Source organism: Sphingomonas arenae (assembly GCF_016924655.1).
Classification (GTDB): domain Bacteria; phylum Pseudomonadota; class Alphaproteobacteria; order Sphingomonadales; family Sphingomonadaceae; genus Sphingomicrobium; species Sphingomicrobium arenae.
In genome coordinates this window covers 183,303-204,443 of the sequence record NZ_JAFFJU010000001.1, presented here as the reverse complement: position 1 = coordinate 204,443, position 21,141 = coordinate 183,303, and the positions used below count along the sequence as shown (strand labels likewise).

The 21,141-nt window shown below is 66.9% G+C and carries 24 protein-coding genes; 9 read left to right on the top strand and 15 right to left on the bottom strand.

Annotated elements, in window-relative coordinates; genetic code table 11:
* Positions 1-33: 33 nt before the first annotated feature.
* Positions 34-1,788, bottom strand: coding sequence for a hypothetical protein (locus tag JT720_RS01015; RefSeq protein WP_205478658.1), 1,755 nt, complete (start codon positions 1,786-1,788; stop codon positions 34-36).
* Positions 1,789-1,889: 101 nt separating this feature from the next.
* Between JT720_RS01015 and JT720_RS01010 the strand changes: the two genes are divergently transcribed.
* Positions 1,890-2,327 carry a DUF3429 domain-containing protein gene (locus JT720_RS01010; RefSeq protein ID WP_272873150.1) on the top strand — a complete coding sequence of 146 codons (438 nt, stop codon included), beginning with the start codon at positions 1,890-1,892 and terminating at the stop codon, positions 2,325-2,327.
* Here the strand turns inward: JT720_RS01010 and hemA are convergent.
* The 3 genes from hemA to JT720_RS00995 are packed head-to-tail and all read right to left on the bottom strand — an operon-like array spanning position 2,324 to position 4,743.
* Positions 2,324-3,538, bottom strand: a complete 1,215-nt coding sequence (gene hemA, locus JT720_RS01005; protein ID WP_205480100.1) for a 5-aminolevulinate synthase — start codon at positions 3,536-3,538, stop codon at positions 2,324-2,326. The two genes, JT720_RS01010 and hemA, sit on opposite strands and share 4 nt — an antisense overlap.
* Positions 3,539-3,598: 60 nt before the next feature.
* Positions 3,599-4,396: a glutamate racemase gene (gene murI / locus JT720_RS01000; protein ID WP_205478656.1), complete on the bottom strand. Its 798-nt coding sequence runs from the start codon at positions 4,394-4,396 to the stop codon at positions 3,599-3,601.
* Entirely contained in the window at positions 4,393-4,743 is a 351-nt protein-coding gene (locus JT720_RS00995) for an endonuclease domain-containing protein (protein ID WP_237219600.1), read from the bottom strand. The genes murI and JT720_RS00995 overlap by 4 nt, the downstream gene beginning before the upstream one ends.
* Positions 4,744-4,895: 152 nt before the next feature.
* On the opposite strand from JT720_RS00995, the gene plsY reads away from it, so the two are divergent.
* Genes plsY through topA form a run of 3 tightly spaced genes read left to right on the top strand, consistent with a single transcriptional unit; the run spans position 4,896 to position 9,117 of the window.
* Positions 4,896-5,495: a glycerol-3-phosphate 1-O-acyltransferase PlsY gene (gene plsY, locus JT720_RS00990; RefSeq protein ID WP_205478653.1), complete on the top strand. Its 600-nt coding sequence runs from the start codon at positions 4,896-4,898 to the stop codon at positions 5,493-5,495.
* Entirely contained in the window at positions 5,492-6,586 is a 1,095-nt protein-coding gene (dprA, locus tag JT720_RS00985) for a DNA-processing protein DprA (protein ID WP_205478646.1), read from the top strand. Before plsY ends, dprA begins: the two co-directional genes overlap by 4 nt.
* 53 nt (positions 6,587-6,639) lie before the next feature.
* On the top strand, positions 6,640-9,117 hold the full coding sequence (gene topA / locus JT720_RS00980; RefSeq protein WP_205480098.1) for a type I DNA topoisomerase: 2,478 nt from the start codon (positions 6,640-6,642) through the stop codon (positions 9,115-9,117).
* Positions 9,118-9,172: 55 nt separating this feature from the next.
* On the opposite strand, the gene JT720_RS00975 is transcribed toward topA, so the two are convergent.
* The 7 genes from JT720_RS00975 to JT720_RS00945 all read right to left on the bottom strand — a co-directional run bounded on the left by JT720_RS00975 (position 9,173) and on the right by JT720_RS00945 (position 12,484).
* Positions 9,173-9,928, bottom strand: a complete 756-nt coding sequence (locus JT720_RS00975) for a HesA/MoeB/ThiF family protein (protein WP_205478638.1) — start codon at positions 9,926-9,928, stop codon at positions 9,173-9,175.
* 99 nt (positions 9,929-10,027) lie between these two features.
* Positions 10,028-10,465, bottom strand: coding sequence for a dUTP diphosphatase (dut, locus tag JT720_RS00970; protein ID WP_205478637.1), 438 nt, complete (start codon positions 10,463-10,465; stop codon positions 10,028-10,030).
* The gene (locus tag JT720_RS00965; RefSeq protein ID WP_205478636.1) at positions 10,462-11,712 is read right to left on the bottom strand and encodes a bifunctional phosphopantothenoylcysteine decarboxylase/phosphopantothenate synthase; all 1,251 of its coding nucleotides are present in this window, start codon (positions 11,710-11,712) and stop codon (positions 10,462-10,464) included. Before JT720_RS00965 ends, dut begins: the two co-directional genes overlap by 4 nt.
* A gap of 55 nt (positions 11,713-11,767) precedes the next feature.
* Positions 11,768-11,908 carry a hypothetical protein gene (locus JT720_RS00960; protein ID WP_205478635.1) on the bottom strand — a complete coding sequence of 47 codons (141 nt, stop codon included), beginning with the start codon at positions 11,906-11,908 and terminating at the stop codon, positions 11,768-11,770.
* Positions 11,905-12,066: a hypothetical protein gene (locus tag JT720_RS00955; protein WP_205478634.1), complete on the bottom strand. Its 162-nt coding sequence runs from the start codon at positions 12,064-12,066 to the stop codon at positions 11,905-11,907. The genes JT720_RS00960 and JT720_RS00955 overlap by 4 nt, the downstream gene beginning before the upstream one ends.
* An 11-nt stretch (positions 12,067-12,077) precedes the next feature.
* The gene (locus JT720_RS00950; RefSeq protein ID WP_205478633.1) at positions 12,078-12,278 is read right to left on the bottom strand and encodes a hypothetical protein; all 201 of its coding nucleotides are present in this window, start codon (positions 12,276-12,278) and stop codon (positions 12,078-12,080) included.
* Entirely contained in the window at positions 12,275-12,484 is a 210-nt protein-coding gene (locus JT720_RS00945; RefSeq protein ID WP_205478632.1) for a hypothetical protein, read from the bottom strand. Before JT720_RS00945 ends, JT720_RS00950 begins: the two co-directional genes overlap by 4 nt.
* A 134-nt stretch (positions 12,485-12,618) precedes the next feature.
* Here JT720_RS00945 and yghU point away from each other — a divergent pair, with 134 nt between their 5' ends.
* On the top strand, positions 12,619-13,500 hold the full coding sequence (gene yghU, locus JT720_RS00940) for a glutathione-dependent disulfide-bond oxidoreductase (protein ID WP_205478630.1): 882 nt from the start codon (positions 12,619-12,621) through the stop codon (positions 13,498-13,500).
* An 18-nt stretch (positions 13,501-13,518) separates the two neighbouring features.
* Here the strand turns inward: yghU and JT720_RS00935 are convergent, their stop codons facing one another.
* Together JT720_RS00935 and JT720_RS00930 are read right to left on the bottom strand one after the other, a co-directional pair.
* Positions 13,519-14,112, bottom strand: coding sequence for a hypothetical protein (locus JT720_RS00935; protein ID WP_205478628.1), 594 nt, complete (start codon positions 14,110-14,112; stop codon positions 13,519-13,521).
* A 109-nt stretch (positions 14,113-14,221) separates the two neighbouring features.
* Positions 14,222-14,929 (bottom strand): PEPxxWA-CTERM sorting domain-containing protein, encoded by a 708-nt coding sequence (locus tag JT720_RS00930; RefSeq protein WP_205478627.1) that lies wholly within the window; start codon positions 14,927-14,929, stop codon positions 14,222-14,224.
* A 214-nt stretch (positions 14,930-15,143) separates the two neighbouring features.
* Here JT720_RS00930 and JT720_RS00925 point away from each other — a divergent pair, with 214 nt between their 5' ends.
* The gene (locus JT720_RS00925; RefSeq protein ID WP_205478626.1) at positions 15,144-15,869 is read left to right on the top strand and encodes a PEPxxWA-CTERM sorting domain-containing protein; all 726 of its coding nucleotides are present in this window, start codon (positions 15,144-15,146) and stop codon (positions 15,867-15,869) included.
* Here the strand turns inward: JT720_RS00925 and ubiB are convergent.
* Together ubiB and JT720_RS00915 are read right to left on the bottom strand one after the other, a co-directional pair.
* A complete protein-coding gene (gene ubiB, locus JT720_RS00920; protein ID WP_205478625.1) occupies positions 15,866-17,404 on the bottom strand; it encodes a 2-polyprenylphenol 6-hydroxylase in 1,539 nt (512 codons plus the stop codon). The two genes, JT720_RS00925 and ubiB, sit on opposite strands and share 4 nt — an antisense overlap.
* Positions 17,401-18,132 (bottom strand): class I SAM-dependent methyltransferase, encoded by a 732-nt coding sequence (locus JT720_RS00915; RefSeq protein WP_205478619.1) that lies wholly within the window; start codon positions 18,130-18,132, stop codon positions 17,401-17,403. Before JT720_RS00915 ends, ubiB begins: the two co-directional genes overlap by 4 nt.
* Before the next feature lie 47 nt (positions 18,133-18,179).
* On the opposite strand from JT720_RS00915, the gene mutM reads away from it, so the two are divergent.
* The 3 genes from mutM (at position 18,180) to dnaA (ending at position 21,139) form a co-directional block, all read left to right on the top strand.
* Positions 18,180-18,986: a bifunctional DNA-formamidopyrimidine glycosylase/DNA-(apurinic or apyrimidinic site) lyase gene (gene mutM, locus JT720_RS00910; protein WP_205478618.1), complete on the top strand. Its 807-nt coding sequence runs from the start codon at positions 18,180-18,182 to the stop codon at positions 18,984-18,986.
* A gap of 114 nt (positions 18,987-19,100) precedes the next feature.
* Positions 19,101-19,364 carry a 30S ribosomal protein S20 gene (gene rpsT / locus JT720_RS00905; RefSeq protein WP_192585956.1) on the top strand — a complete coding sequence of 88 codons (264 nt, stop codon included), beginning with the start codon at positions 19,101-19,103 and terminating at the stop codon, positions 19,362-19,364.
* Positions 19,365-19,792: 428 nt separating this feature from the next.
* Entirely contained in the window at positions 19,793-21,139 is a 1,347-nt protein-coding gene (gene dnaA, locus JT720_RS00900) for a chromosomal replication initiator protein DnaA (RefSeq protein WP_336511918.1), read from the top strand.
* Positions 21,140-21,141 lie beyond the last annotated feature (2 nt).

The window sequence follows — 21,141 nt, the reverse complement described above, 5'->3', positions numbered from 1 at the left end:
CGAATGGCCGGGGATTCGCCAGTGCCGCCAGGCTCAAGCCGGGCGCGGCGCTCCGCCTTCGAGCTGGGCGAGACGGGCAGCCATGGCCTCGAGCTGCTGCTGCATCTGCGACTCGCGCGAGTGCCGGCCACGGGCGACGCGGAGGGCATCGGCAATGTGCGGGATGAGCTGGCGCACCGCTTCCAGTTCCTGGCGGTTGTAGCGGTTGCCGTCGGACCGGCGTCCGAGCCGAAGCTCACCCACCGAACCTTCCTCATCGGCGAGCGGCAGGCGTTCAATCAGCTTGCGGTCTTCCGCAGACTCGATGCCGCGGACTGCCAGCGCGTCCCGCCCTTGCGGCGTGTCGAGGCAGATGGCGGCAGCGGCAGGATGCACCGCTTCGTCGATGATGCCGAGCGAGCGGACCGCGATCTCTTCCGGTGTCTCGTTCAGGCCCCAGGTCTTCAGCCGCTGGGCCGCACCCTCGATCCGGTCCAGTGGACCGCCGAACCTCTTGCGGGTCCAGCCGAGCACGGCCGACTGGGTGGGCGAGAAGACGCCTGCAGCGATGATCGCGCCGACGGTGGTGGCGCCCGCCTCGCTCTCGTGGCCAAGCACCTCCGTGATCACGAGCTTCACGAGGTCCGAGCTTGCCGCCCAGACGACGCCGACAATCACGGTTACCACCGCGTAGGCGGCCGAGCGGGTGATGACGGTGTCTGCTTCCCACAGACGGAAGCGGATCAGCGCGACGAGGAGGCCGGCTGCCATGACCGCGACGCCGAGGCTGAACGACAGCAGGATAATTGTGCTTGCGACGATGGAGTAGGCGCTCGGATCATCCCCCTGGGCTGCGGCAAGGACCAGCGCGCCGAGGATCATCGTGAGCCCCACGCCGAAGCCGAAGGCGGCCCACTTGATTTGCTGCCGCGCGATCCCCGCGGGCTGACGGCGCAGGCGGATGAACAGGCTTGCCGCGACTCCGAGGAGGACGAGGAGGGACGCGATGCCCTGAATGTCCTCATCAACACCTGGCATGGACGTGAGGACGGCGAGCGGCACGCCGAGAGGAAGCAGCCAACGCAGCAGGCGTGGCACGAAGACACCATCGGGGAAGGCGGCCAGGCCGACGATCAGAAGGTAGAAGATGAAGACGCCGAGCACGTCCAGGACCACCGCCTGGTTGGTCCAGATCCAGTATTGCATGGGCGGATCGATGCTGCCGGCCAAGGCGAGGAAGGCGAATGCCAGCATCATCGCGACGGGATCGTTCGGGCGGCGGAGGGCAAGCAGAAGGCTGCACAGGAGCAAGGCGGAGCAGGCCAGCAGCGCCGCCACCATGCGCGCCCCAATCCGTATGTCGCGATTGGTCCTCTGAGCCTGAGAGACGTCTAGCGGACGACGTTCGACCGGCACCGCTACGAGCTGCCCATCCGGTTGGCGCAAGGTCACGCTGGCTGGCCTTCCGCGGGTCGCGTCCAGCCTTTTGGCGAGATCGGACACGACCAGATCGGCCGGAACCGGCTTTCCGTCGATCGCGACCAATTTGGATCCCGGCGCGGCACGCGGGGACTTGCCGGGCATGGTGTAGACCTGGAGCCCACCCTCCGTCGTCAAGTCGAAGTCGAGGCCATGTTCCTGAATGAGCGGCTGAATCGAATAGCTCGCACGGACTGCATACAGGGTGCTTACCGCGACGGTCAGGGCCGCAAGAGCCGCGCAGATGTACCAGGCTATGCGCAGCCATTTGGCCGCGCGGTCCGGAATGGCCCGCAGCCTCACCGGCGGTCGCAGAACGGCGCTCAACACTCCCAAGCCGGCCCCCTCAACCGAATCGCGTTCCGGCAGAATAGCAGGGTAACGCCGGGTTAACAGCTTGGCGCAGGCGTCCGCCTCGCTAGACTGAAGGGATGGGCCGTGTTCCTCTTGCTCCAATGCTGCTCGGCGTCGCCGGGCTGATCCCGCCGGTGCTGCTGGCGATCATCGCCTGGTTCGACCTGGGCGCCTTCGGCCCGGTCGCCGCCGGGTTCCTGTTCACCTATGCCGCGCTGATCTTTGCGTTCCTGGGAGGAACGTGGTGGGCGTTCGCCTGCCGCGAGGACCGGCCGAGACTGGTCCTGCTGGTGCTTGCGGTCGCGCCGCCGCTGCTGGCGTGGGGCCTGCTACCCGCAAGGCCGCAGACGCTGGTCGGCTACGGACTGGCCGCGCTGATCCTGCTATCCCCGGGCGTCGATGCGCTGCTGCGAGCTCGTGGGCTGACACCCCGATGGTGGTTGCGGCTGCGGGTGCCGCTCTCCGTCGTCCTGGCGCTCTGCGTCGCCGCAGCGACCTACGCCAGCACGCGCTAGGCGGCGAGCTTCATTTCCAGCCGGTCCCAGATCTCGGCCAGGGCGCCGGTCAGTTCGTCCAGCATCTCTTCCGTATGCATCGGCCCGGGCGTGAAGCGCAGGCGCTCGGTGCCGCGCGGCACGGTGGGGAAGTTGATGGGCTGCACATAGAGGCCGTACTCGGCGAGCAGGATATCGCTGATGCGCTTGGCCTTGATCGGACAGCCGACCAGCAGCGGGACGATGTGGGTGACGCTGTCCATCACCGGCAGCCCGGCGTCCGCGAACTTGCGCTTGAGGCCCGCCGCAGCAGCCTGCTGAGCTTCCCGCTCGACACTCGACGTCTTCAGGTGCCGGACCGACGCGAGCACGCCGGCGACCAGCACGGGTGAGAGCGAGGTGGTGAAGATGAAGCCGGGAGCGTAGCTGCGGATGCAGTCGACGATGGTCTGGTCGGCCGCGATGTAGCCGCCCATGACGCCGAACGCCTTGCCTAGCGTGCCTTCGATGATGGTCAGCCGGTGCGCGACGTCGTCCCGTTCGGAGATGCCGCCGCCGCGTGTCCCGTACATGCCCACCGCATGCACTTCATCGAGATAGGTGAGCGCGCCGTAGCGGTCCGCGAGATCGCAGATGGCGGTGATCGGCGCGACGTCGCCGTCCATCGAGTAGACGCTCTCGAACGCGATCAGCTTGGGGGCATCCGGGTCCTCGGCGGCGAGCAGCTCCTCGAGATGCTCCAGGTCGTTGTGGCGGAAGATCCGCTTCTCGCAGCCGGAGTTCTTGATGCCGGCGATCATGGACGCGTGGTTCAGCTCGTCCGAGAAGATCACGCAGCCCGGGAGCAGCTTGCCGAGCGTCGACAGCGCAGCCTCGTTGGAAACGTAGCCGCTGGTGAACAGCAGCGCCGCTTCCTTGTCGTGCAGGTCGGCGAGCTCCTGCTCCAGCTCGACATGCAGGTGAGTGTTGCCGCCGATGTTGCGCGTTCCGCCCGAGCCCGCGCCCACTTCGTGGAGGGCGCGCTCCATGGCCTCGATCACGACGGGGTGCTGGCCCATGCCGAGATAGTCGTTCGAGCACCAGACGGTGATCGGCTTCGGGCCGTTATGGCCGGCGAAGCATTGGGCGTTCGGGTAACGCCCACGCTCACGCATGATGTCGATGAAGACGCGGTACCGGCCCTCGTCGTGGAGCCGGTCGATCGCAGCCTTGAAAATGCGGTTGTAATCCAACTGTCCGTCCCGTCGCAGCCCCGCGCCTTTACGCGCAGGCATCGGCTTTTTCCAGCTTTTCTAGAGATGCTCGATACGGTGAAGTCCGTAGTTGCCGAGCGCCCCGACCAGGCGCTCGGTTGGAGCAGGCCCGGTGAAGATGGCGATACCTTCCGAAGGCTGAACCGGCCATGGCTGCCCCCGGGTGAGGTAGGCGATGCGCCGGGCGATCCCGGCGCCGCCGTCCACCTGCGCGACGCCGGGCAGCGCCTGGGCCAGCCCTTCGGCGAGGAGCGGGAAGTGCGTGCAGGCGAGGACGACCACGTCCATCGGAGTGCCTGCGGTCTGATCCAGGAGTGGGCGCACCGCGGCGGCCACTTCCGCTTGCGCGATGTCCTCACCCGCGAGCTTGCGTTCCGCGAGCGCGACCAGTTCGACGGACCCATGGCGCAGGACCTGGCAGTCGCCGGCGAATCGCTCGGCAAGGTCATCCACATAGGGCTGGCGGACTGTGGCTGGTGTTCCGAGCACACCGATGACCCGGGTGCGGGATTGCTCGGCGGCGGGCTTGATCGCCGGCACGGTGCCGACGACCGGTATCTCCAGCGCAGCGCGAACATGGTCGAGGGCGATGGTGGAAGCTGTGTTGCAGGCGATCACCGCCAGGCGCGGGCGGTGCCGTTCGACCAGCCGCCCGAGCAGTGCCGGGACGCGAGCGGCGATCTCCTGCTCGGTCCGGGTGCCATAGGGGTAAGCGGCGCTGTCCGCCGCGTAGACGAGAGGCGCGTGCGGCAGCAGTTCGCGCGTGGGCTGAAGGACCGACAGGCCGCCGACGCCGGAGTCAAAGAACAGGATGGGGGCGGCGGGGTCGACCATCATCCTCCCCGCGCCTTCGCGGGGAGGGGGACCGCCGAAGGCGGTGGAGGGGTCCTTTGCGCGCATAGATCAAGGACGTGTGCCACCACGCCCTCCAGGTTCTCACCCACTTCCCGTGCCGTGTATCGCAGGGTGGCAATTCCTCGCTGCCGAGACCACTCGTCGCGTTGCTGATCCCGCGCGTATCGATTGCCGGTTTCATGCGCAAACCCGTCGATCTCGATTGCGAGGCCGGCTTCCCTGCAGAAGAAGTCGAATACGAAAGGGCCGCACGGATGCTGCCGCCGGAACTTGAAGCCGAGAGGGCGCGTCCGCAGCTGCGACCAGAGCCTCACCTCGGGAGCTGTCATTTGGCGGCGTAGTTGTCGAGCCCTCGTCACGGTCATTGCCAAGAACCCCTCCACCGTGCTGCGCACGGTCCCCCTCCCCGCGGAAATGCGGGGAGGATGTAGCGAGCGTCGATTGCTTGCGGAACCCACCCCATCTGCTACTTCCCGCGCCCATGTCCACCACCCTCCAGCTGGCGCTTTCGGCGCTGGCGATCGGCTATCTTCTCGGCTCCATCCCGTTCGGCCTGCTGCTGACGCGGCTGGCCGGCAAGGGGGACATTCGCCAGGTCGGATCGGGCAATATCGGTGCGACCAATGTGCTGCGGACCGGGAGCAAGGGGCTGGCCGCGGCGACGCTGATCCTCGATGCGGTGAAGGGTGCGGCGGCCGTGTGGATCGCGCAGCGCTTCGTGCCGGGCGGGGATCTTTATGCCGCGGCTGGCGCAATGATTGGGCACCTTTACCCGGTGTGGCTCAAGTTCCGCGGCGGCAAGGGGGTGGCGACGTTCCTGGGCGTGCTGGCGGTGCTCTTCCCGACCGGAGCCGTGGTCTATGCGGGAGTCTGGATCGGACTATTGCTCCTGGCGCGGATCAGCTCGGTCGCAGGCATGAGCGCCGCGGCCAGCGCCCCGATCAGCGCTCTACTGAGCGGACAGACGGCGCTGGTGCCCGCGCTTGCCGGGTTCGCCGTCCTGGTGATCTGGAAACACAAGGCCAACATCGCCCGCCTGCGCGCCGGCACCGAACCGCGCGTGGGGAGCAAGGAGGCGTGACCCCACCGGACCTGCTCGCCCGCATCCGCCTGATCCGCACGCCGAGCATCGGTCCGGTCAGCTATCGCCAGCTGATCACGCGGTTCGGAAGTGCAGAAGCAGCGCTGGCCGCCGTTCCGGACCTGGCTCGCCGGGGTGGTGGGAAGGCGCCTGCGCTCTGTCCGGAAGCGGTTGCCCGGGCGGAGGTCGCCAAGGTGGAGGCGTTCGGCGCGCGCTACCTAGCCCTTGGGCAGGGGCTCTATCCGGGTGCGCTGGCCGAGATCGACGATGCTCCGCCGCTGATCGTGGCCAAGGGCGACCTGCAGCTGCTGGACCGCCCGCTGGTGGCGATCGTCGGTGCGCGCAACGCCAGCGCCGCCGCCTGCCGCTTCGCCCGCCAGCTTGCGCACGACCTCGGCCAGGAGGGCGTGGTAGTCGTGTCCGGCCTCGCCCGCGGCATCGACACGGCCGCGCACGACGGCGCGTTCGAGACCGGCACGATTGGCGTGATCGCAGGCGGGATCGACATCTTCTACCCGCCGGAGAACGAGACCCGGCAGCGGCAGCTGTTCGAGCGTGGGCTGGTCCTGGCCGAGATGCCGCCGGGGACCGAGCCGCGGGCCCGCCACTTTCCCTATCGCAACCGGATCATAGCCGGGCTCAGCGCAGGCACGGTGGTGGTGGAGGCGGCGCCGAGATCCGGCTCGCTGATCACGGCGCGGCTCGCCGCTGAGATGGGGCGCGAGGTGATGGCCGTACCTGGGTCGCCGCTCGATCCTCGGGCGCAGGGCTGCAACGGGCTGATCCGGGATGGAGCGACCTTGATCCAGAATGCCGCGGACGTGCTGGAGCTCATCCGGCCCATGGCCGGTGGGGTGGCGTCGCCGAGGTCCATGTATGAACCCCTGTCGCCCGAGAGCCCGGCCGAGCCTGACGCGTCCGAGCGGCAGGCGGTGGAAGAACTGCTTGGACCATCTCCGGCGCCAGTGGACGAGATCGTTCGCCTGTCGGGGCTTTCCGCGGGCGCGGTGCAGCTGGTGCTGCTCGAGCTGGACCTGGCTGGACGGCTCGACCGTCATGCGGGCGGCAAGGTCAGCCTGCAGGCGGCTTGACGCGGCCGGGGAGCGCTCCCCACCCTCGTACGCATGCGTGAGGAATGTTCGAAGTGAAGCTGGTTGTCGTCGAATCGCCCGCCAAGGCGAAGACCATCGAGAAATATCTGGGAGCGGGTCACCGTGTGCTCGCCTCGTTCGGGCATGTGCGCGACCTGCCGCCAAAGGACGGGTCGGTGAACCCGGACGAGGGCTTCGCCATGGAGTGGGAGACCTATCCGGACAAGGCGAAGCAGCTGAAGGCCATCACGGACGAGGCGAAGAAGGCGGACGCGCTGATCCTGGCGACCGACCCCGATCGCGAGGGGGAGGCGATCAGCTGGCATGTGCAGGAAGTGCTGAAGAAGCGCCGCGCGCTGCCGAAGCAGGTCGAGCGGGTGACGTTCAACGCCATCACCAAGTCGGCCGTGACGGAGGCGATGGCCCGACCGCGCGAGCTGGATGAGGACCTGATCGACGCTTATCGCGCCCGGCGGGCGCTCGATTACCTGGTCGGGTTCACCCTCTCCCCGATCCTGTGGCGCAAGCTGCCCGGAGCGAAGTCGGCGGGCCGCGTGCAATCCGTGGCGCTGCGGCTGATCGTCGACCGGGAGCGCGAGATCGAGCTGTTCCGGCCGCAGGAATATTGGACAGTCAGCGCGCAGTTCGAGAAGGATGGCCAGCGCTTCACCGGACGGCTGGTCGGGCTCGACGGCAAGAAGATCGACCGGCTGACCATTGGCGACAAGGGCTCGGCCGACGCGGCGCGCGCGGTTGTCGAGGCGGGACGGTTCACGGTCACCTCGACCGAAACCAAGCCGCTGTCGAAGAACCCGCCGCCGCCGTTCACGACCTCGACCCTGCAGCAGGAAGCGGCGCGCAAGCTCGGCTTCTCGGCCAGCCACACCATGCGGGTGGCGCAGCAGCTCTATGAAGACGGCGCGATTACCTACATGCGTACGGACGGCGTGCAGATGGCCGGCGAGGCGATCAGCGCGGCGCGGAAGGCTGTCGCGGATCGTTATGATGCCGGCTACCTGCCCGACAAGCCGCGGCATTACTCCAGCAAAGCGAAGAACGCGCAGGAAGCGCACGAAGCGATCCGGCCGACGGACTTCTCTCGCGCCAAAGCGGCGAGCGGGGACCATGCCCGCCTCTACGAGCTGATCTACAATAGGGCTCTGGCCAGCCAAATGGCCTCCGCGCGGCTGGAGCGGACCACGGTGGAGCTGACCGACGGCGCGGGACGGGCGACCTTGCGGGCGACGGGGCAGGTGGTGCTCTTCCCCGGGTTCATGGCGCTGTACGATGAGGGGCGCGATGATCCGCAGGACGAGGAGGGCGCGCGGATGCCGCACCTCAGCCGCGGCGACGTGCCGGCCAAGGTCGGCGTGGATTCCGTGCAGAGCTTCACCCAGCCCCCGCCGCGCTATTCGGAGGCCAGCCTGGTCAAGCGGCTCGAGGAGCTCGGCATCGGTCGGCCCTCGACCTACGCCGCGACGCTGCAGACGCTGAAGGACCGCGACTATGTCCGGCTGGAGAAGAACCGCTTCATCCCCGAGGAGAGCGGCCGGCTGGTGATCGCCTTCCTGGAGCGCTTCTTCGAGAAATATGTCAGCTACGACTACACGGCCGAGCTCGAGGAGGAGCTGGACGACGTGTCGGGCGGGCGGCTCGACTGGCAGAAGCTGCTCGAGGCCTTCTGGCGTGACTTCAAGCCCAAGGCGGGCGAGGTCATGGAGCAGAAGCCATCAGAGGTGACGGCCGCGTTGGACGAGTTCCTGTCGCCCTTCCTCTTCCCGGAGAAGGAGGACGGCAGCGATCCGCGCATCTGCCCGAATTGCGGCAACGGGCGGCTGGCTCTGCGTGGTGGCAAGTTCGGTGCCTTCGTTGCCTGCTCCAACTATCCTGAGTGCAAGTACACGCGGAAGTTCGGGCAGGGCGGGGCCGAGGAGGCGGCGAACGACGGTCCGCAGGAGCTTGGCAACGGCATTCTGCTGAAATCGGGCCGGTTCGGGCCTTACGTGGAGCAGGGCGAGAAGCGGGCGTCGATCCCGAAGGACGTGCCGCTCGGTGACGTGGACCTCGAGTGGGCCGAGAAGCTGCTGTCCTTGCCACGTACCATCGGCAATCATCCGGAGACCGGCGAGCCGATCCTGGCGAGCATCGGCCGCTATGGGCCGTACCTGCAGCACCAAGGCAAGTATGCGCGGCTGTCGTCGACCGCGGAAGTGTTCGAGACCGGCATGAACGCGGCAGTCGCGAAGCTGGCGGATGCGGCCAACGGGGGCGGCAAGGCACGGGGTGGTTCTCGCGAGCCGCTCGCGGTGCTGGGTGCGCATCCGGAGACGGCGAAGGAACTGAAGGTGCTGGAAGGTCGGTTCGGGCCTTACGTGAGCGACGGCACGACGCACGCGACCCTGCCGAAGGGGGCTGACCCGAAGACGGTCACCCTGGAGGAAGCGATTGAGCTGATCAGTGCCAAGGCTGCGAAGGGGCCGGTTAAGGGCAAGGGTAAGCGGAAGGCTCCGGCACGGAAGAAGAAGGCCTGATGACCTTGCGCTCACGCTGAGCATGTCGAAGCGTGCTCACCACCCTTCGACAAGCTCAGGGTGACCGCTGTTCTCCACAGGTTCGGCAGCCCGGATCGGCCGGGAGTCGCATCTGCCGCCATTCGCCAGTCAGGCCGTCGAACAGGTGGAGCTTGCCCGCCGGGTCGTCTCCGGCGCCGGCCAGCATCCGGATAGCCATCAGCGCCGCGAAATTGCCGACCGTGCCGGTCAGCGCGCCGAGCACGCCAAGCTCGACGCAGGTGTCGCAGTCGTCGGTGTCGTGCGCATCGCCGACGAAGCAGCGGTAACAGGGCTTGCCCCGGAACAAGCCGACCTGCCCCTGGAACTGCACGGCGGCGGCGGACAGGAGCGCGATGCCGAGCTTCACCGCGGCATCGCTGACGGTCAGGCGGGTCGCGAAATTGTCGGTGCCGTCGAGGATGAGGTCGTGGCCGGCGAGCAGGTCGGGAGCATTGAGCTTGTCGATGCGTCGCTCGATGGGGCGAACCTCCACGAAGGGGTTGAGGCGGCGCACGAACTGGGCGGCAAGGGCGGCCTTAGGCTCGCCGATGTCGCGCGAGCGGTAGAGGGGCTGGCGCTGCAGGTTGGAGAGGTCGACCGTGTCGCCGTCGATGATGGTCAGGCTGCCGACGCCCGCTCCAGCCAGCGCGGGTACGACCGCCGCGCCGATGCCGCCCGCGCCGACGACGCAGACCCGCGCCGCCTTGAGTCGCTGCTGTCCCTGCCCGCCGATCTGGGGCAGGACGAGGTGGCGGGCGTAGCGGGTCAGTTCTTCGTCGGAGAAGGTCATCTGTGTCTCGTTCGTCCCGAGCGTAGTCCAGGGGCGTTGGTCCAAGCGCAACTCGACTTCGGCTGCGCCTCCGGTCGGCACGAGCGGAACCTGCTTCGTCTACCTACCCGTGCTGCCGAACCCACCGGTGCCCCGGTGGGTCTCGTCGAGTTCCTCAACTTCGTCCCAGCCGGCTTGCGTCACGGCGGCCGGGACGAGCTGGGCGATGCGCTCGCCGCGGCGGATGGGGAAGGTCTCGGAGCCGTGGTTGATGACGATGATCTTGAGTTCGCCGCGATAGTCGCTGTCAATCGTGCCAGGCGTATTCGGCACGCTGATGCCGTGCTTGAGTGCAAGGCCGGAGCGGGGGCGGACCTGAATCTCGTACCCGTCGGGAATGGCGACCTTGAGGCCGGTGGCGACCGCGTGGCGTTGGCCTGGGGCCAGGTCGAGATCCTCGGCGGAGACCACATCCATGCCGGCTGAGCCGGGCGTTGAGTAGGCAGGCAGGGGCAGGCCCTCGCCGTGGGGCAGGCGGGCGATCTGGATGTGGATCATTCGGGTTCGAGTTCCTCGGCAATACGGGTGACCAAACGGCGGGCGACCTCGTCCTTGGGCGCGCTGTCCCAAGATTCGGTGCCGTCCCGAGTGATCAGGTGGACGTGATTGTGGCTGCCTCCCATCACGTCACCGGACACGTCGTTGGCGACGATCCAGTCGGCGCCCTTGCGCTCTCGCTTGGCGGACGCGTTGGGAAGCAGGTCATTGGTTTCGGCCGCAAAACCGACCAGCAGGCGCGGGCGGAGCGGGTGCTGGGCAAGGGTCGCCAGGATGTCGGGGTTCGGGAGGAGCTGAATGGAGGGCGGTCCGTCGCCCTTCTTAAGCTTGGTCGGGGAGGGATCGACCTTCCAGTCGGCCACTGCAGCCACCAGGATCGCCGCGTCGCAGGGAAGCGCGGCCTCGACGGCCGCAAGCATCTGGTCAGCTGTTTCCACGTCGATGCGAGCAACTCCGCCGGGCGTCGGGAGGCTGACGGGGCCTGCGACCAGGGTCACGCGTGCACCGGCGCGCGCAGCTGCGGCGGCGATGGCGAAGCCCTGCTTGCCCGACGAGCGGTTGGCGATGACGCGGACCGGGTCGATCGGCTCATGGGTGGGTCCGGCGGTGATGAGGATGTGTCTCCCCACAAGAGACCCACTCGTCCCGAGCGTAGTCGGGGGGCGTTGGTCCAGGCGCGCCTCAATTGCGGCTTCGCCTCCGCTCGGCACGAGCGTGGAGCCTGCAAGATCCAGGTGCGCAAGGATCTCCCCCGGCTCCGGCAATCGTCCCGGGCCATATTCGCCGCAGGCCATCTCGCCCTCGACGGGCTCGATCACCTGGATGCCGCGGGCTTTCAGCGTGGCGATGTTGGATTGGGTCGCGGCATGCTGCCACATGCGGACGTTCATCGCCGGGGCGACTGCCACGGGCTTGTCGGTCGCGAGCAGCAATGTCGTCGCGAGGTCGTCGGCGATGCCGGCCGCCAACTTTGCCAACAAGTCGGCGGTCGCGGGGCAAACGAGCACCAGGTCGGCGGCGCGAGAGAGCTGGATGTGGCCCATCTCCGTCTCGTCCTTGAGATCCCAGAGCGAGGTGTAGACAGGGCTTTCGGCTAGGGCGGCAAGCGTCATTGGCGTCACGAAGTGCGCACCGCCCGCGGTCAGTACGGGGGTCACCGAGTGACCGTTCCGGCGCAGCAGACGAATGAGTTCGCTCGCCTTGAAGGCGGCGATTCCTCCGCCGACGATGAGCAGCACTCGGGCCATCACCGCCGACTAGCGGCTGGCGATGGCCCTCGGCAAGCGGTGGTCTGTGCGAGACCTACTTGTGTCCGCCGTGGCCGGCGTTCTGCTTGCTGCCCGTGCGGCTGTCGCTTTCGCCTTTGGCATGGGCCTTCTGGTTGCCGCCCACGTCATGCTTGCGGGCCTGATCGAAGTCGCCCTTCTTCTTGTGGTCAGTCACTTGCGAGCTCCTCTGTGGTCAGCCGGAGCCTTGGGTTTCTCGTCGAACTCCCGGTCACGAAGCGCAGTTCGAGCCGGGCCCTTGCCACCTTCATGATCGCGCAGGGTCGGATCGTGATTGTTGTTCTTCGCCTCACCGGCGCCGCTGTTGGTGCGCATGGCAGTGCTCCCTAGCTATTGGTGTGGCCGAGCTGGTCCTCGCGAACCGCTCCGGTGCGTGGATCGACGTCATTCTCGATATCGCCCTCGATCGTGTTGTCGCCATCGAGGTCCTCGGGCCCAGTGCCGCCTTTCGACTGGCCGATGCCAGGATTGCGCTCGAGATCGTCCTGGAAGGGGCTGGGACCCTTGTCGTGCTTGCCGCTGGTCATTGCTGGTCACCTCGGGCGGACGCCGTTTCTGGAATCGTCGTGTCGCGGTCCGGATCGCGGTCGCTCCGGTCATCGTCGCTCGAGAGCGGTCCGCTGGTCTGCTGACCGCCCGCTCCGAAGGCCCGTTCGTCGTCACCCAAGGCGGCGTCGGCCTCACTCGATTGCAGCGCGTCATTGTCGCGCCGGTTCTGGTCACGGTTGCTCATTTGCATCCTCCTGCGGCCTCAACGCGGGGGCTCGCCCGGGAGCAGCAAAGGTTATTCTGCCGGAACGTTCGGGTGTCCCGCTGGAAAGCGGAGCGGAGGCTTCCTAGCTCCGGACCTCAGCAAGGAGACAATGAATGGCCGACACCGACTACACGCCGCCAAAGGTCTGGACGTGGGAGAGCGAAAGCGGTGGCCGGTTCGCCAGCATCAACCGGCCGATCGCAGGGCCGACTCACGAGCAGGAAGTGCCGGTGGGGAAGCACCCGCTGCAGCTCTATTCGCTGGGCACTCCGAACGGACAGAAGGTGACGATCCTGCTGGAGGAACTGCTGGCCGCCGGTCGCTCGGGAGCCGAATACGATGCCTGGCTGATCGACATCATGAAAGGCGACCAGTTTTCGTCGGGCTTTGTCGAGGTCAATCCGAACAGCAAGATCCCGGCGCTGGTGGACCGGTCAGGGCCGGAGCCCGTGCGCGTGTTCGAGAGCGGCGCCATCCTCATCTACCTGGCGGAAAAGTTCGGCGCCTTCCTGCCGACGGAAGGTGCGGAACGGGCGGCGACGCTGTCCTGGCTGATGTGGCAGATGGGTTCGGCGCCTTTCCTTGGCGGCGGGTTCGGGCACTTCTATGCCTATGCGCCCGTGAAGATCGAATATGCGATCAACCGCTATGCCATGGAGGCCAAGCGGCAGCTGGACGTGCTGAACCGCCGCCTGGCAACCAGCGAGTTCATCGCGGGTGACGAATACACGATCGCCGACATGGCGATCTGGCCCTGGTATGGGGCGGTTGCGCTTGGGCAGGTCTATGGCGACGCCAACATCTTCTTGGCGACTCATGAGTACGAGCACGTCCAGCGCTGGGCGAAGCAGTTGCTGGAGAGGCCGGGTGTTCAACGCGGCCGCATGGTGAACCGCACGAGCGGCGAGCCGCACGAGCAGCTGCGGGAACGGCACGATGCCAGCGACTTCGACCTACGCACCGGAGACAAGGTTCAGGCCCAGGCCGCGCAGTAAGCGGCCCGGGCCGGTCCCTCAGTCGCGCCGGTCGCGGCGGTTTTCCCGGCGCAGCTGGCGCTTGTCCTTGCGCTTGTCCTGCCGGTACTCGCGCCGGTCGGCGCGGCGGTCCTGGCGATATTGCTCGCGCGTGACCTGGCCCTGCCGAACGGCCTGGCGGTCCGAGCGGCGTTCCTGCCGGTACTCCTGACGGTCGTCCCGGCGTTCGACGCGGTAGGCCCGGCGGTTCTGCCGAACCTCGCGGCGATCCTCGCGCACGTCCCGATTGCCCCAGTAGCGGCGCTGGACGTCATTGTAGCGGTAGGCCCGGCGATTGCGATCGTACACGTACACGCCCGTGCCGGGATAATAGTAGCCGTTGTACCAGCCGGTCCGGGGATAGCTGCGACCGTAATACGGACTGCCGTAGCCATAGCCGTACTGCGACCCGTAATAGGGATCGCCATAGCCGTAGCCGTAATTGGATCCGTAGTATGGATCACCATAGCCGTAGCGGCTGCCGTATCCGACAGAGACGCCGCCGTAATAGGGATCGGCATAGGTGGCACAGCCGCCGAGGGTCAGGCTGCCAAGCACCGCCAGCACGGCGGTCCGAACGCGAGGGGAGAACATGTGGGACTCTCCAACAAAACAGCCCCTGCCCGCAGGCGGTTATCTCCATGCGGCTTGAACCGGCCGTGAACGGAGGTCACGGCCGGTACGCTGACGTCTTTCCCTCTTGTCAGGCGGCTTGTGCGAGCTCGCCGCGCCTTGCACGGCGGCGGAGCGTGAAGCCGATCGCGCCAAAGCCCAGCAGCATCATCGCCCATGTCCCGGGTTCGGGAACCGCGTTTCCGCCACCGCCTGCGGTGGTCGAACCGAGCGTGATGTTATCGAACGCGATCTGGTTGGCGGTGCCGCCGAAGTCCACTGACCGGGCGATCCCGCTGAAGCCGACGCCGATGTTGGTCCAGGTGCAGAACGGGAAGCCGCTCGGATCACCGCTGCAGGTGCCGCCATTGGGAGAGAGCGTCAGGCTAGCCAGGAGGGCGCCCGTGGCGTTCAGTCCCTCGTAGACGTTGATCGTGCCTCCGAGCGATGCACTGCTGGAGTAGAAGAACGAAAAGCCGGTCCCGAAGCCGGCCGCATAGTTCATCGTGGCCGCGCCGCCGCTCAGGAAGAAGAGGACCGTGCTCGGGGACGGCTCATTGGCAAAGTTGCCGGAGCCGCCCGCATCCTGATCGATGATGCCCAGCGATGTTGTCGAGAAGCTGACGCCGTAGTTGGTTCCGCTGTTGCCGGCACCGTCGGTTCCGCCGTTGTAGAACTCGCCGACGCTGACCTGGTCGCCGACACCTTCGAAGTCGAGGACGATGACCGATGCTTCCGCGACCTGCGGAGCGCATGCAAGAGCGAGGGCGGCGGAAGCCGCTCCAATTGACCTGAGCATCTCATGCCTCCCTGTTCACTGTGCTTCCATGCGGCCGAACTCCTCGAACACGATCAAGGACGCGAGTCGGCCTGAAAACAGGTTTACTTAGCATTTACCATGGTGAATCAGCAACACAGGTTTAGCATTTGCGAAGCGAACCTCTTGTAACTTCCTTGTTGTTCGGTAGCCTCCGACGTCCAAGAGCGACGGAATCGCCGATGGGGGTAAGTGAATGAGGGGACTCGCTTGTCTGGCTGCGCTGGTGATCGGCGGCGCATCGCTTCCGGCCTCTGCCGCCACGCTGGTGCAGACCGACAATGAACTCATCCTCGGCGGGTTCGACCCGTTCGATAGTTCGCTCGGCACGCTGAACAGCGTCACCCTTGAGGTGCAGCTGTTCCGGCCGCGGGCTTGGGTGATCAGCACGCCCTCGGACGAGCCCGTCTCGACGGTCGTGGACTGGAGCGTGAACGGTCAGTGGGTTCTTCCCGGATCGAGCGCGACCGGAGGAGTGGACGTCTTTGTGCCGCTGCTCGGATCCGGAAGTACGGCGGTCCTGCTGGAGTTTCTGGAGGATGGCCTCGCCTTTGGGTTCTTCGGGGTGGAGGGAACCGGCGCGGCGAGCCTGGCCCTCGATCCCAGCGCGTTCCTGGGCGGCCACATCGTCCTGAACGGGTACGACATGGGGTATTTCGATCCGTCAGGCGCGGACACGACAATCAACACACCCGGCTCGCCCAACCTCATCCCGCTCGCCGGCGCGTGCTTCGGTCCGTGGGGACCTTACGAGGAGAGCGAGGATTATTGCGGCTGGACCAGCTACAAGCTGACCTACGATTACACTCCGGCGACCACGGCCGTGCCCGAGCCGGGAACCTGGGCCATGCTGCTGCTGGGCTTTGCAGGGGTGGGGGTCGCGCTGCGGCGGTCGCGCCGCCGGGCGGTGGCGGCCGCCTAGATCAGCAGCAGGACGGCTGCGGCTCCTCCGGCTGCCGCCACGGCGGCGATCAGCAGGTCGCGCCAGCGCGGCGTCGGCAACTGAGTGACCTCGACTTCCGCATGCGGGATCGGTGGAGGAGCGGCCCCCGGTGCCGGGAAATAGTGGTCAATGCGGTCGACCAGGTCCGGCAGCTTCTTGAACGTCCGCACCCAATGCGTGATCCGGTCCGCATAATAGGCCTCGGGCCCGAGTTCGGTCCGGATCCATTCCCGCAGGAAAGGCTCGGCCGATTCCCACATGTTGATGTCCGGGTCGAGAAAGGTCGCGACGCCTTCTTCCATCACCATCGTCTTCTGCAGCAGCAGCAGGTGCGGCTGAGTCGGCATGTCGAAGTCGCGGGTGATGGTGAACAGGCCTTCGAGCATCCGCCCGACGCTGATCTCCTTGACGGGCAGACCGCGCATCGGCTCACCGACGGCACGTAGCGCCGTGGTAAACTCGGCGACGCTGTGGTGCCTCGGCACGTACTGCGCCTCGAAGTGGATTTCGGCGACGCGCTGGTAATTGCCGGTGATGAGGCCGTACAGGATCTCGGCCAACCAGCGACGCGCGCGACGGTCGATTCGGCCCATGATCCCGAAGTCGATCGCGGCGATCCGGCCGTCGGGCAGGGCGAACAGATTTCCCTGGTGCAGGTCGGCGTGGAAGAAGCCGTCGATCACCGCCTGGCGCAGGAAGGCCCGCACCAGGGTGCCGGCGAGATGTGGCAGGTCATGGCCGGCCGCGATGAGGTCGTCACGTTTGGACAGCTTGATCCCGTCCAGCCATTCGAGCGTCATCACGCGGCGTGCCGTCCGGCGCCAGTCGATCTCCGGCACGTAGAAGCCGGGCTCGGCGACCATGTTCTGCTTGAGCTCCGACGCGGACGCCGCCTCCCGCTGAAGGTCGAGCTCGCGCCGGGTCCACTGCTTGAAGTGCGCGATGACCATCTTGGGTCGGAGCCGCTGCGCCTCGTCCCCGCCATGAACTTCGACGTGCGCCGCGGCCCATTCGTAGGTTTCCAGCGCCTGCGCGAACTCCTCTTCGATCCCCGGTCGCAGCACCTTGACGGCGACCTGCCGGCCCTCCGTCGTGACCGCGCGATGGACCTGCGCGATGGAGGCGGCGCCGACCGGGATCTCGTCGAACTCGAGGAAGAGCTTCTCCAGCGGCGCTTCGAGCGCCTGCTCGACGGCCTGCCGGATCAGCGGAAACGGCGCGGGGGGAAGAGAGTCCTGCAGTGCGAAGAGGTTGTGTGCGGCCTTTTCGCCGACAAGGTCGGGGCGGGTCGCCAGCGCCTGCCCGAGCTTGATCGCAGCAGGGCCGATCGCCTGCAGCGCAGTGGCATAGTCCGGTTCCGCCGGCACCCGCGCGCCGAAGCGGGCGAGCTTCACGAGCCGGCGAACGGGCGGCGGGGTCAGCGGGTCGCGCTCGATGCCTTGGAGCGCGCCATGCTTGGCGAGCGTTCGCCCCCACTTAAGCAGTCGCCAGAGGTGCGTGACGGCCGTGGTCAAATCCGCCAACCCGACCAGATGCAGACCAGCCCGCCGAGCAGCGGCTCGACGTGGGTGCGGACGAAACCGGCGTCGGCGATCATCGCCCGGAAGGCGTCCGGCCGGGGAAAGCGGCGGATCGACTCGACCAGGTAGCGATAGCTTTCCTCGTCGTCCGCGACCGCTTTGCCGATCCGGGGGATGACCTTGTCGGCATAAAGTTCGTAGGCTTCGCCGAAGCCGGGCCATTCGCTGGTCGAGAACTCCAGGACGAAGAAGCGGCCGCCGCGGCGAAGAACCCGGTGGGCTTCGCGCAGGGCGGCGGGGATATCCGTCACGTTCCGGATCCCGAAGGCTATCGTGTAGGCGTCGAAGCTCTTGTCCGCGAAGCTGAGCGTTTCGGCATTCTCGACCTGCCAGGTCAGCCCGGCGATGCCGCGCTTCTCGGCGCGCTCCTGCCCGACGCCAAGCATGTCGGCGTTGATGTCCGAAACCGTGACCAGCGCCCCGCGCTTGGCCATGCGGAAGGCGATGTCGCCGGTGCCGCCCGCCATGTCGAGGATCTGCTCGCCTCGCTGCGGCTTCACGCGATTGACGAACCGGTCCTTCCACAAGCGGTGCATGCCGCCGCTCATGAGATCGTTCATCACGTCGTAGCGACGCGCCACCGACGAGAAGACCGAGCCGACCCGGCGGGTCTTCTCCTCGGGGGTGACGAGCTGGTCGCCGAAGTTCACCTTTTCCTGCATGGCGGGGGCTCTAGCGGGCCGGCACGCCGCGCGCCATATGGCCTTCCGTGCCGGAACTCCCCGAAGTCGAAACCACCGTTCGCGGACTGGAGCGCATCCTGCTAGGGCGGCGGCTGGTGCGGGTGGAGCCGCGCCGGGGAGACATGCGGCGGGCGTTTCCCGAGGATCTCGGACAGAGGCTGACCGGGGCCGTGGTCACCGGCTTGGGGCGGCGCGCCAAGTACGGGCTGGTCGACACGGACCGCGGCGACACGTTGGTGTTCCACCTGGGCATGTCGGGGCGTTGGCGGATCGATCCGGCCGAGCTGGACACTCACGACCACCTGTTGATCGAGACGGAGGACGGGCACCGACTCGCGCTGAACGACCCACGCCGGTTCGGCTCGGTCGACCTGTTGCCGACCAATGCGGTCGCGGAGTGGCCGGCGTTTGCTGCGATGGGGCCGGAGCCGTTCGACCTGACGGGCGAGGATCTGCACGCACGGCTTCGTGGCCGACAGGCGGCGATCAAGCTGCTGCTGCTCGACCAGCGAATCGTCGCGGGCCTCGGCAATATCTACGTGTGCGAGGCGCTACACCGGGCCGGGATCAGCCCTAACCGCGCGGGAGGACGGGTGTCGCTGGAGCGGATCCGGCGACTGGTGCCGGCCATTCACGCGGTGCTGGAGGAAGCCATCGAGGCCGGAGGATCGACTCTGCGCGACTATGCCCAGCCGGACGGGCAGCTCGGCTACTTCTCCAAGAGCTTCGCGGTCTACGACCGGGAGGGGGAGTCCTGTCGCTGCGGCGGCACCGTGAAGCGCTTCGCTCAGGGCGGACGTTCGACGTGGCATTGTTCCAGGTGTCAGCGGTGACGCTTCGCCGTTGACCGCACCGGCGCTCTTATGTAGGGGAGCGCCACGCCGGTGCGGGCCATAGGCTTTTCGCGCCGCTTTTTCATTGCAACACTCGGTATTTGAGGGATTTCGATGGCGAACACGCCGCAAGCCAAGAAGCGTATCCGTCGCAACGCCAAGCGGGCGGAGATCAACGGTGCGCGCGTCAGCCGCATCCGCACCTTCGTCAAGGCGGTGGAGAATGCCTGCGCAGCCGGCGACAAGGGCCTGGCGGTCGAAGCCCTGCAGAAGATGCAGCCCGAGATCGCGCGTGGCGTTGCGCGCGGCGTCATTCACAAGAACACGGCCTCGCGGAAGTTCTCGCGCCTGACAAAGCGGGTCGCGCAGCTCGGCTGAGCGAGGCTTCTTCAGTACCAGATCGGGACAGGCCGCCGGAGCGATCCAGCGGCCTTTTTCGTGCCCAAAGAAAAAACCTAATGTTTCCCGCGATTCGCGCCTCCTCGCGGGTTAACGATCTGCAGAATACGGCAGAAAACTGCGGGTAACGGAGCTTTTTCTCTGCTTTCTCCTGTCAAGACGCATTATTTCACTTCCGTGAAAAATCGCCTCTTGCCGGGGCGGCTCCAAGCCAGCAAAACCCTTCGCTCCGGCAGTGATTCCACTGGGGGGACACACGCAGGACAGCAGAAGGACGCGCGACTCGGAGTCGGGCGAACGAACCTTCTTGCGCCTGCATCCGGGGGGACGAGAGGAGGCGCGGAGCAGTGCAAGGAACGGGGACAATTGCGTCTGCGAATGACGGTTCGGGGCTCTCCTCGCCACTCGTGGCAGCCTGGGAGACCATCCGCGCTGGCCTTCGCCGCGATTGTGGCGCCCGGACCTTTGATGGCTGGCTGAAGCCGGCCGAGCTCGGCGACTTCGACCCGGAGTCGGGATCGCTCGACCTCGTGATGCCGAGCCAGTTCATGGCCGACTGGGTCCGATCGCATTTTGCCGAGCGGCTGGCCCTCGCCTGGAAGACAACGCTGCCAATCGTCCGCGAAGTCCGGGTCGTCGCGTGCGAGGGTGGCCCCAAGCCCGCGCCGCTGCTGATCATTGAGGACGAGCCGATCCCGGCCGAGCGCGCCGCGGCCGCCTCACCGCACCCTCGACCCAACTTCGATCCGCGCTACAATTTCTCGACCTTCGTTATCGGCAAGGCCAACGAAGTCGCGGCGACGGCTGCCCGCACATTGGCGGAAGCCGATGCGGTGACGTTCAATCCGCTGTTCATCCATGGCGGGACCGGTCGGGGAAAGACGCACCTGCTCCATGCGATCGGCCAGCGTTTCCTGGAGCTTCGCCCGAACGCGCAAGTGGTCTCGATGTCGGCCGAGAAGTTCATGGTCGAGTTCGTCCGGGCCATCCGCGAGAATGACACGATCGGCTTCAAGCACCGGCTGCGGTCGGCCGACCTGCTGCTGATCGATGACGTGCAGTTCATCGCAGGCAAGGAATCGACCCAGGAAGAATTCTTCCACACGATGAACGAGATCATCACCTGCGGACGTCGCCTGGTGATCACCTCCGACCGCGCGCCGCAGGACCTCGACGGGATCGCGCCGCGGATCCTGTCGCGCCTGAGCTGGGGCCTGGTCGCCGACATCAACGCCGCCGATTACGAGCTGCGCTACAACATCCTGCTCTCGAAGCTGGCGCTGCTGCCGGGCGTTTCGATGGCGGGTAATGTCGTGGAGTTCCTGGCCAAGCGCCTGACCGCGTCCATTCGCGAGCTCGAGGGTGCGCTCAATCGCATCGCGGCCTATGCCATGATGACGGGCCGGGCGATCGACGTGCCCTTTGTCGAGGAAGTGCTGGCGAACGTGCTGCGTGCCAACCAGCGGCGCATCTCCATCGACGAGATCCAGACCCAGGTCGCCGAGCATTACCGCATCCGCAAGGCCGAGATGACCAGCGCGCGTCGTGCGCGTGAAGTCGCCCGACCGCGTCAGGTCGCCATGTACCTGTCCAAGCAGCTGACGCCCAAGTCGCTGCCGGACATCGGCCGGCGCTTCGGAGGACGCGACCATACGACGGTGATCCACGCGGTCCGGCAGATCGAGAAGCTGCGGGCGAGCGATCCGGAGATCGACGCGGCGATCCGCCTGCTGACGAGGCAGCTGGAGGGCTGAGC

What these genes read in the sequence shown, in the direction of transcription:
- JT720_RS01010 (WP_272873150.1), top strand. Translation starts at nt 1,890, where the DNA reads ATGGGCCGTGTTCCTCTTGCTCCAATGCTGCTCGGCGTCGCCGGGCTG.
- murI (WP_205478656.1), bottom strand. Translation starts at nt 4,396, where the DNA reads ATGATGGTCGACCCCGCCGCCCCCATCCTGTTCTTTGACTCCGGCGTC.
- JT720_RS00995 (WP_237219600.1), bottom strand. Translation starts at nt 4,743, where the DNA reads ATGACAGCTCCCGAGGTGAGGCTCTGGTCGCAGCTGCGGACGCGCCCT.
- plsY (WP_205478653.1), top strand. Translation starts at nt 4,896, where the DNA reads ATGTCCACCACCCTCCAGCTGGCGCTTTCGGCGCTGGCGATCGGCTAT.
- JT720_RS00975 (WP_205478638.1), bottom strand. Translation starts at nt 9,928, where the DNA reads ATGACCTTCTCCGACGAAGAACTGACCCGCTACGCCCGCCACCTCGTC.
- dut (WP_205478637.1), bottom strand. Translation starts at nt 10,465, where the DNA reads ATGATCCACATCCAGATCGCCCGCCTGCCCCACGGCGAGGGCCTGCCC.
- JT720_RS00965 (WP_205478636.1), bottom strand. Translation starts at nt 11,712, where the DNA reads ATGGCCCGAGTGCTGCTCATCGTCGGCGGAGGAATCGCCGCCTTCAAG.
- JT720_RS00955 (WP_205478634.1), bottom strand. Translation starts at nt 12,066, where the DNA reads ATGCGCACCAACAGCGGCGCCGGTGAGGCGAAGAACAACAATCACGAT.
- JT720_RS00950 (WP_205478633.1), bottom strand. Translation starts at nt 12,278, where the DNA reads ATGACCAGCGGCAAGCACGACAAGGGTCCCAGCCCCTTCCAGGACGAT.
- JT720_RS00945 (WP_205478632.1), bottom strand. Translation starts at nt 12,484, where the DNA reads ATGAGCAACCGTGACCAGAACCGGCGCGACAATGACGCGCTGCAATCG.
- yghU (WP_205478630.1), top strand. Translation starts at nt 12,619, where the DNA reads ATGGCCGACACCGACTACACGCCGCCAAAGGTCTGGACGTGGGAGAGC.
- JT720_RS00935 (WP_205478628.1), bottom strand. Translation starts at nt 14,112, where the DNA reads ATGTTCTCCCCTCGCGTTCGGACCGCCGTGCTGGCGGTGCTTGGCAGC.
- JT720_RS00930 (WP_205478627.1), bottom strand. Translation starts at nt 14,929, where the DNA reads ATGCTCAGGTCAATTGGAGCGGCTTCCGCCGCCCTCGCTCTTGCATGC.
- JT720_RS00925 (WP_205478626.1), top strand. Translation starts at nt 15,144, where the DNA reads ATGAGGGGACTCGCTTGTCTGGCTGCGCTGGTGATCGGCGGCGCATCG.
- JT720_RS00915 (WP_205478619.1), bottom strand. Translation starts at nt 18,132, where the DNA reads ATGCAGGAAAAGGTGAACTTCGGCGACCAGCTCGTCACCCCCGAGGAG.
- rpsT (WP_192585956.1), top strand. Translation starts at nt 19,101, where the DNA reads ATGGCGAACACGCCGCAAGCCAAGAAGCGTATCCGTCGCAACGCCAAG.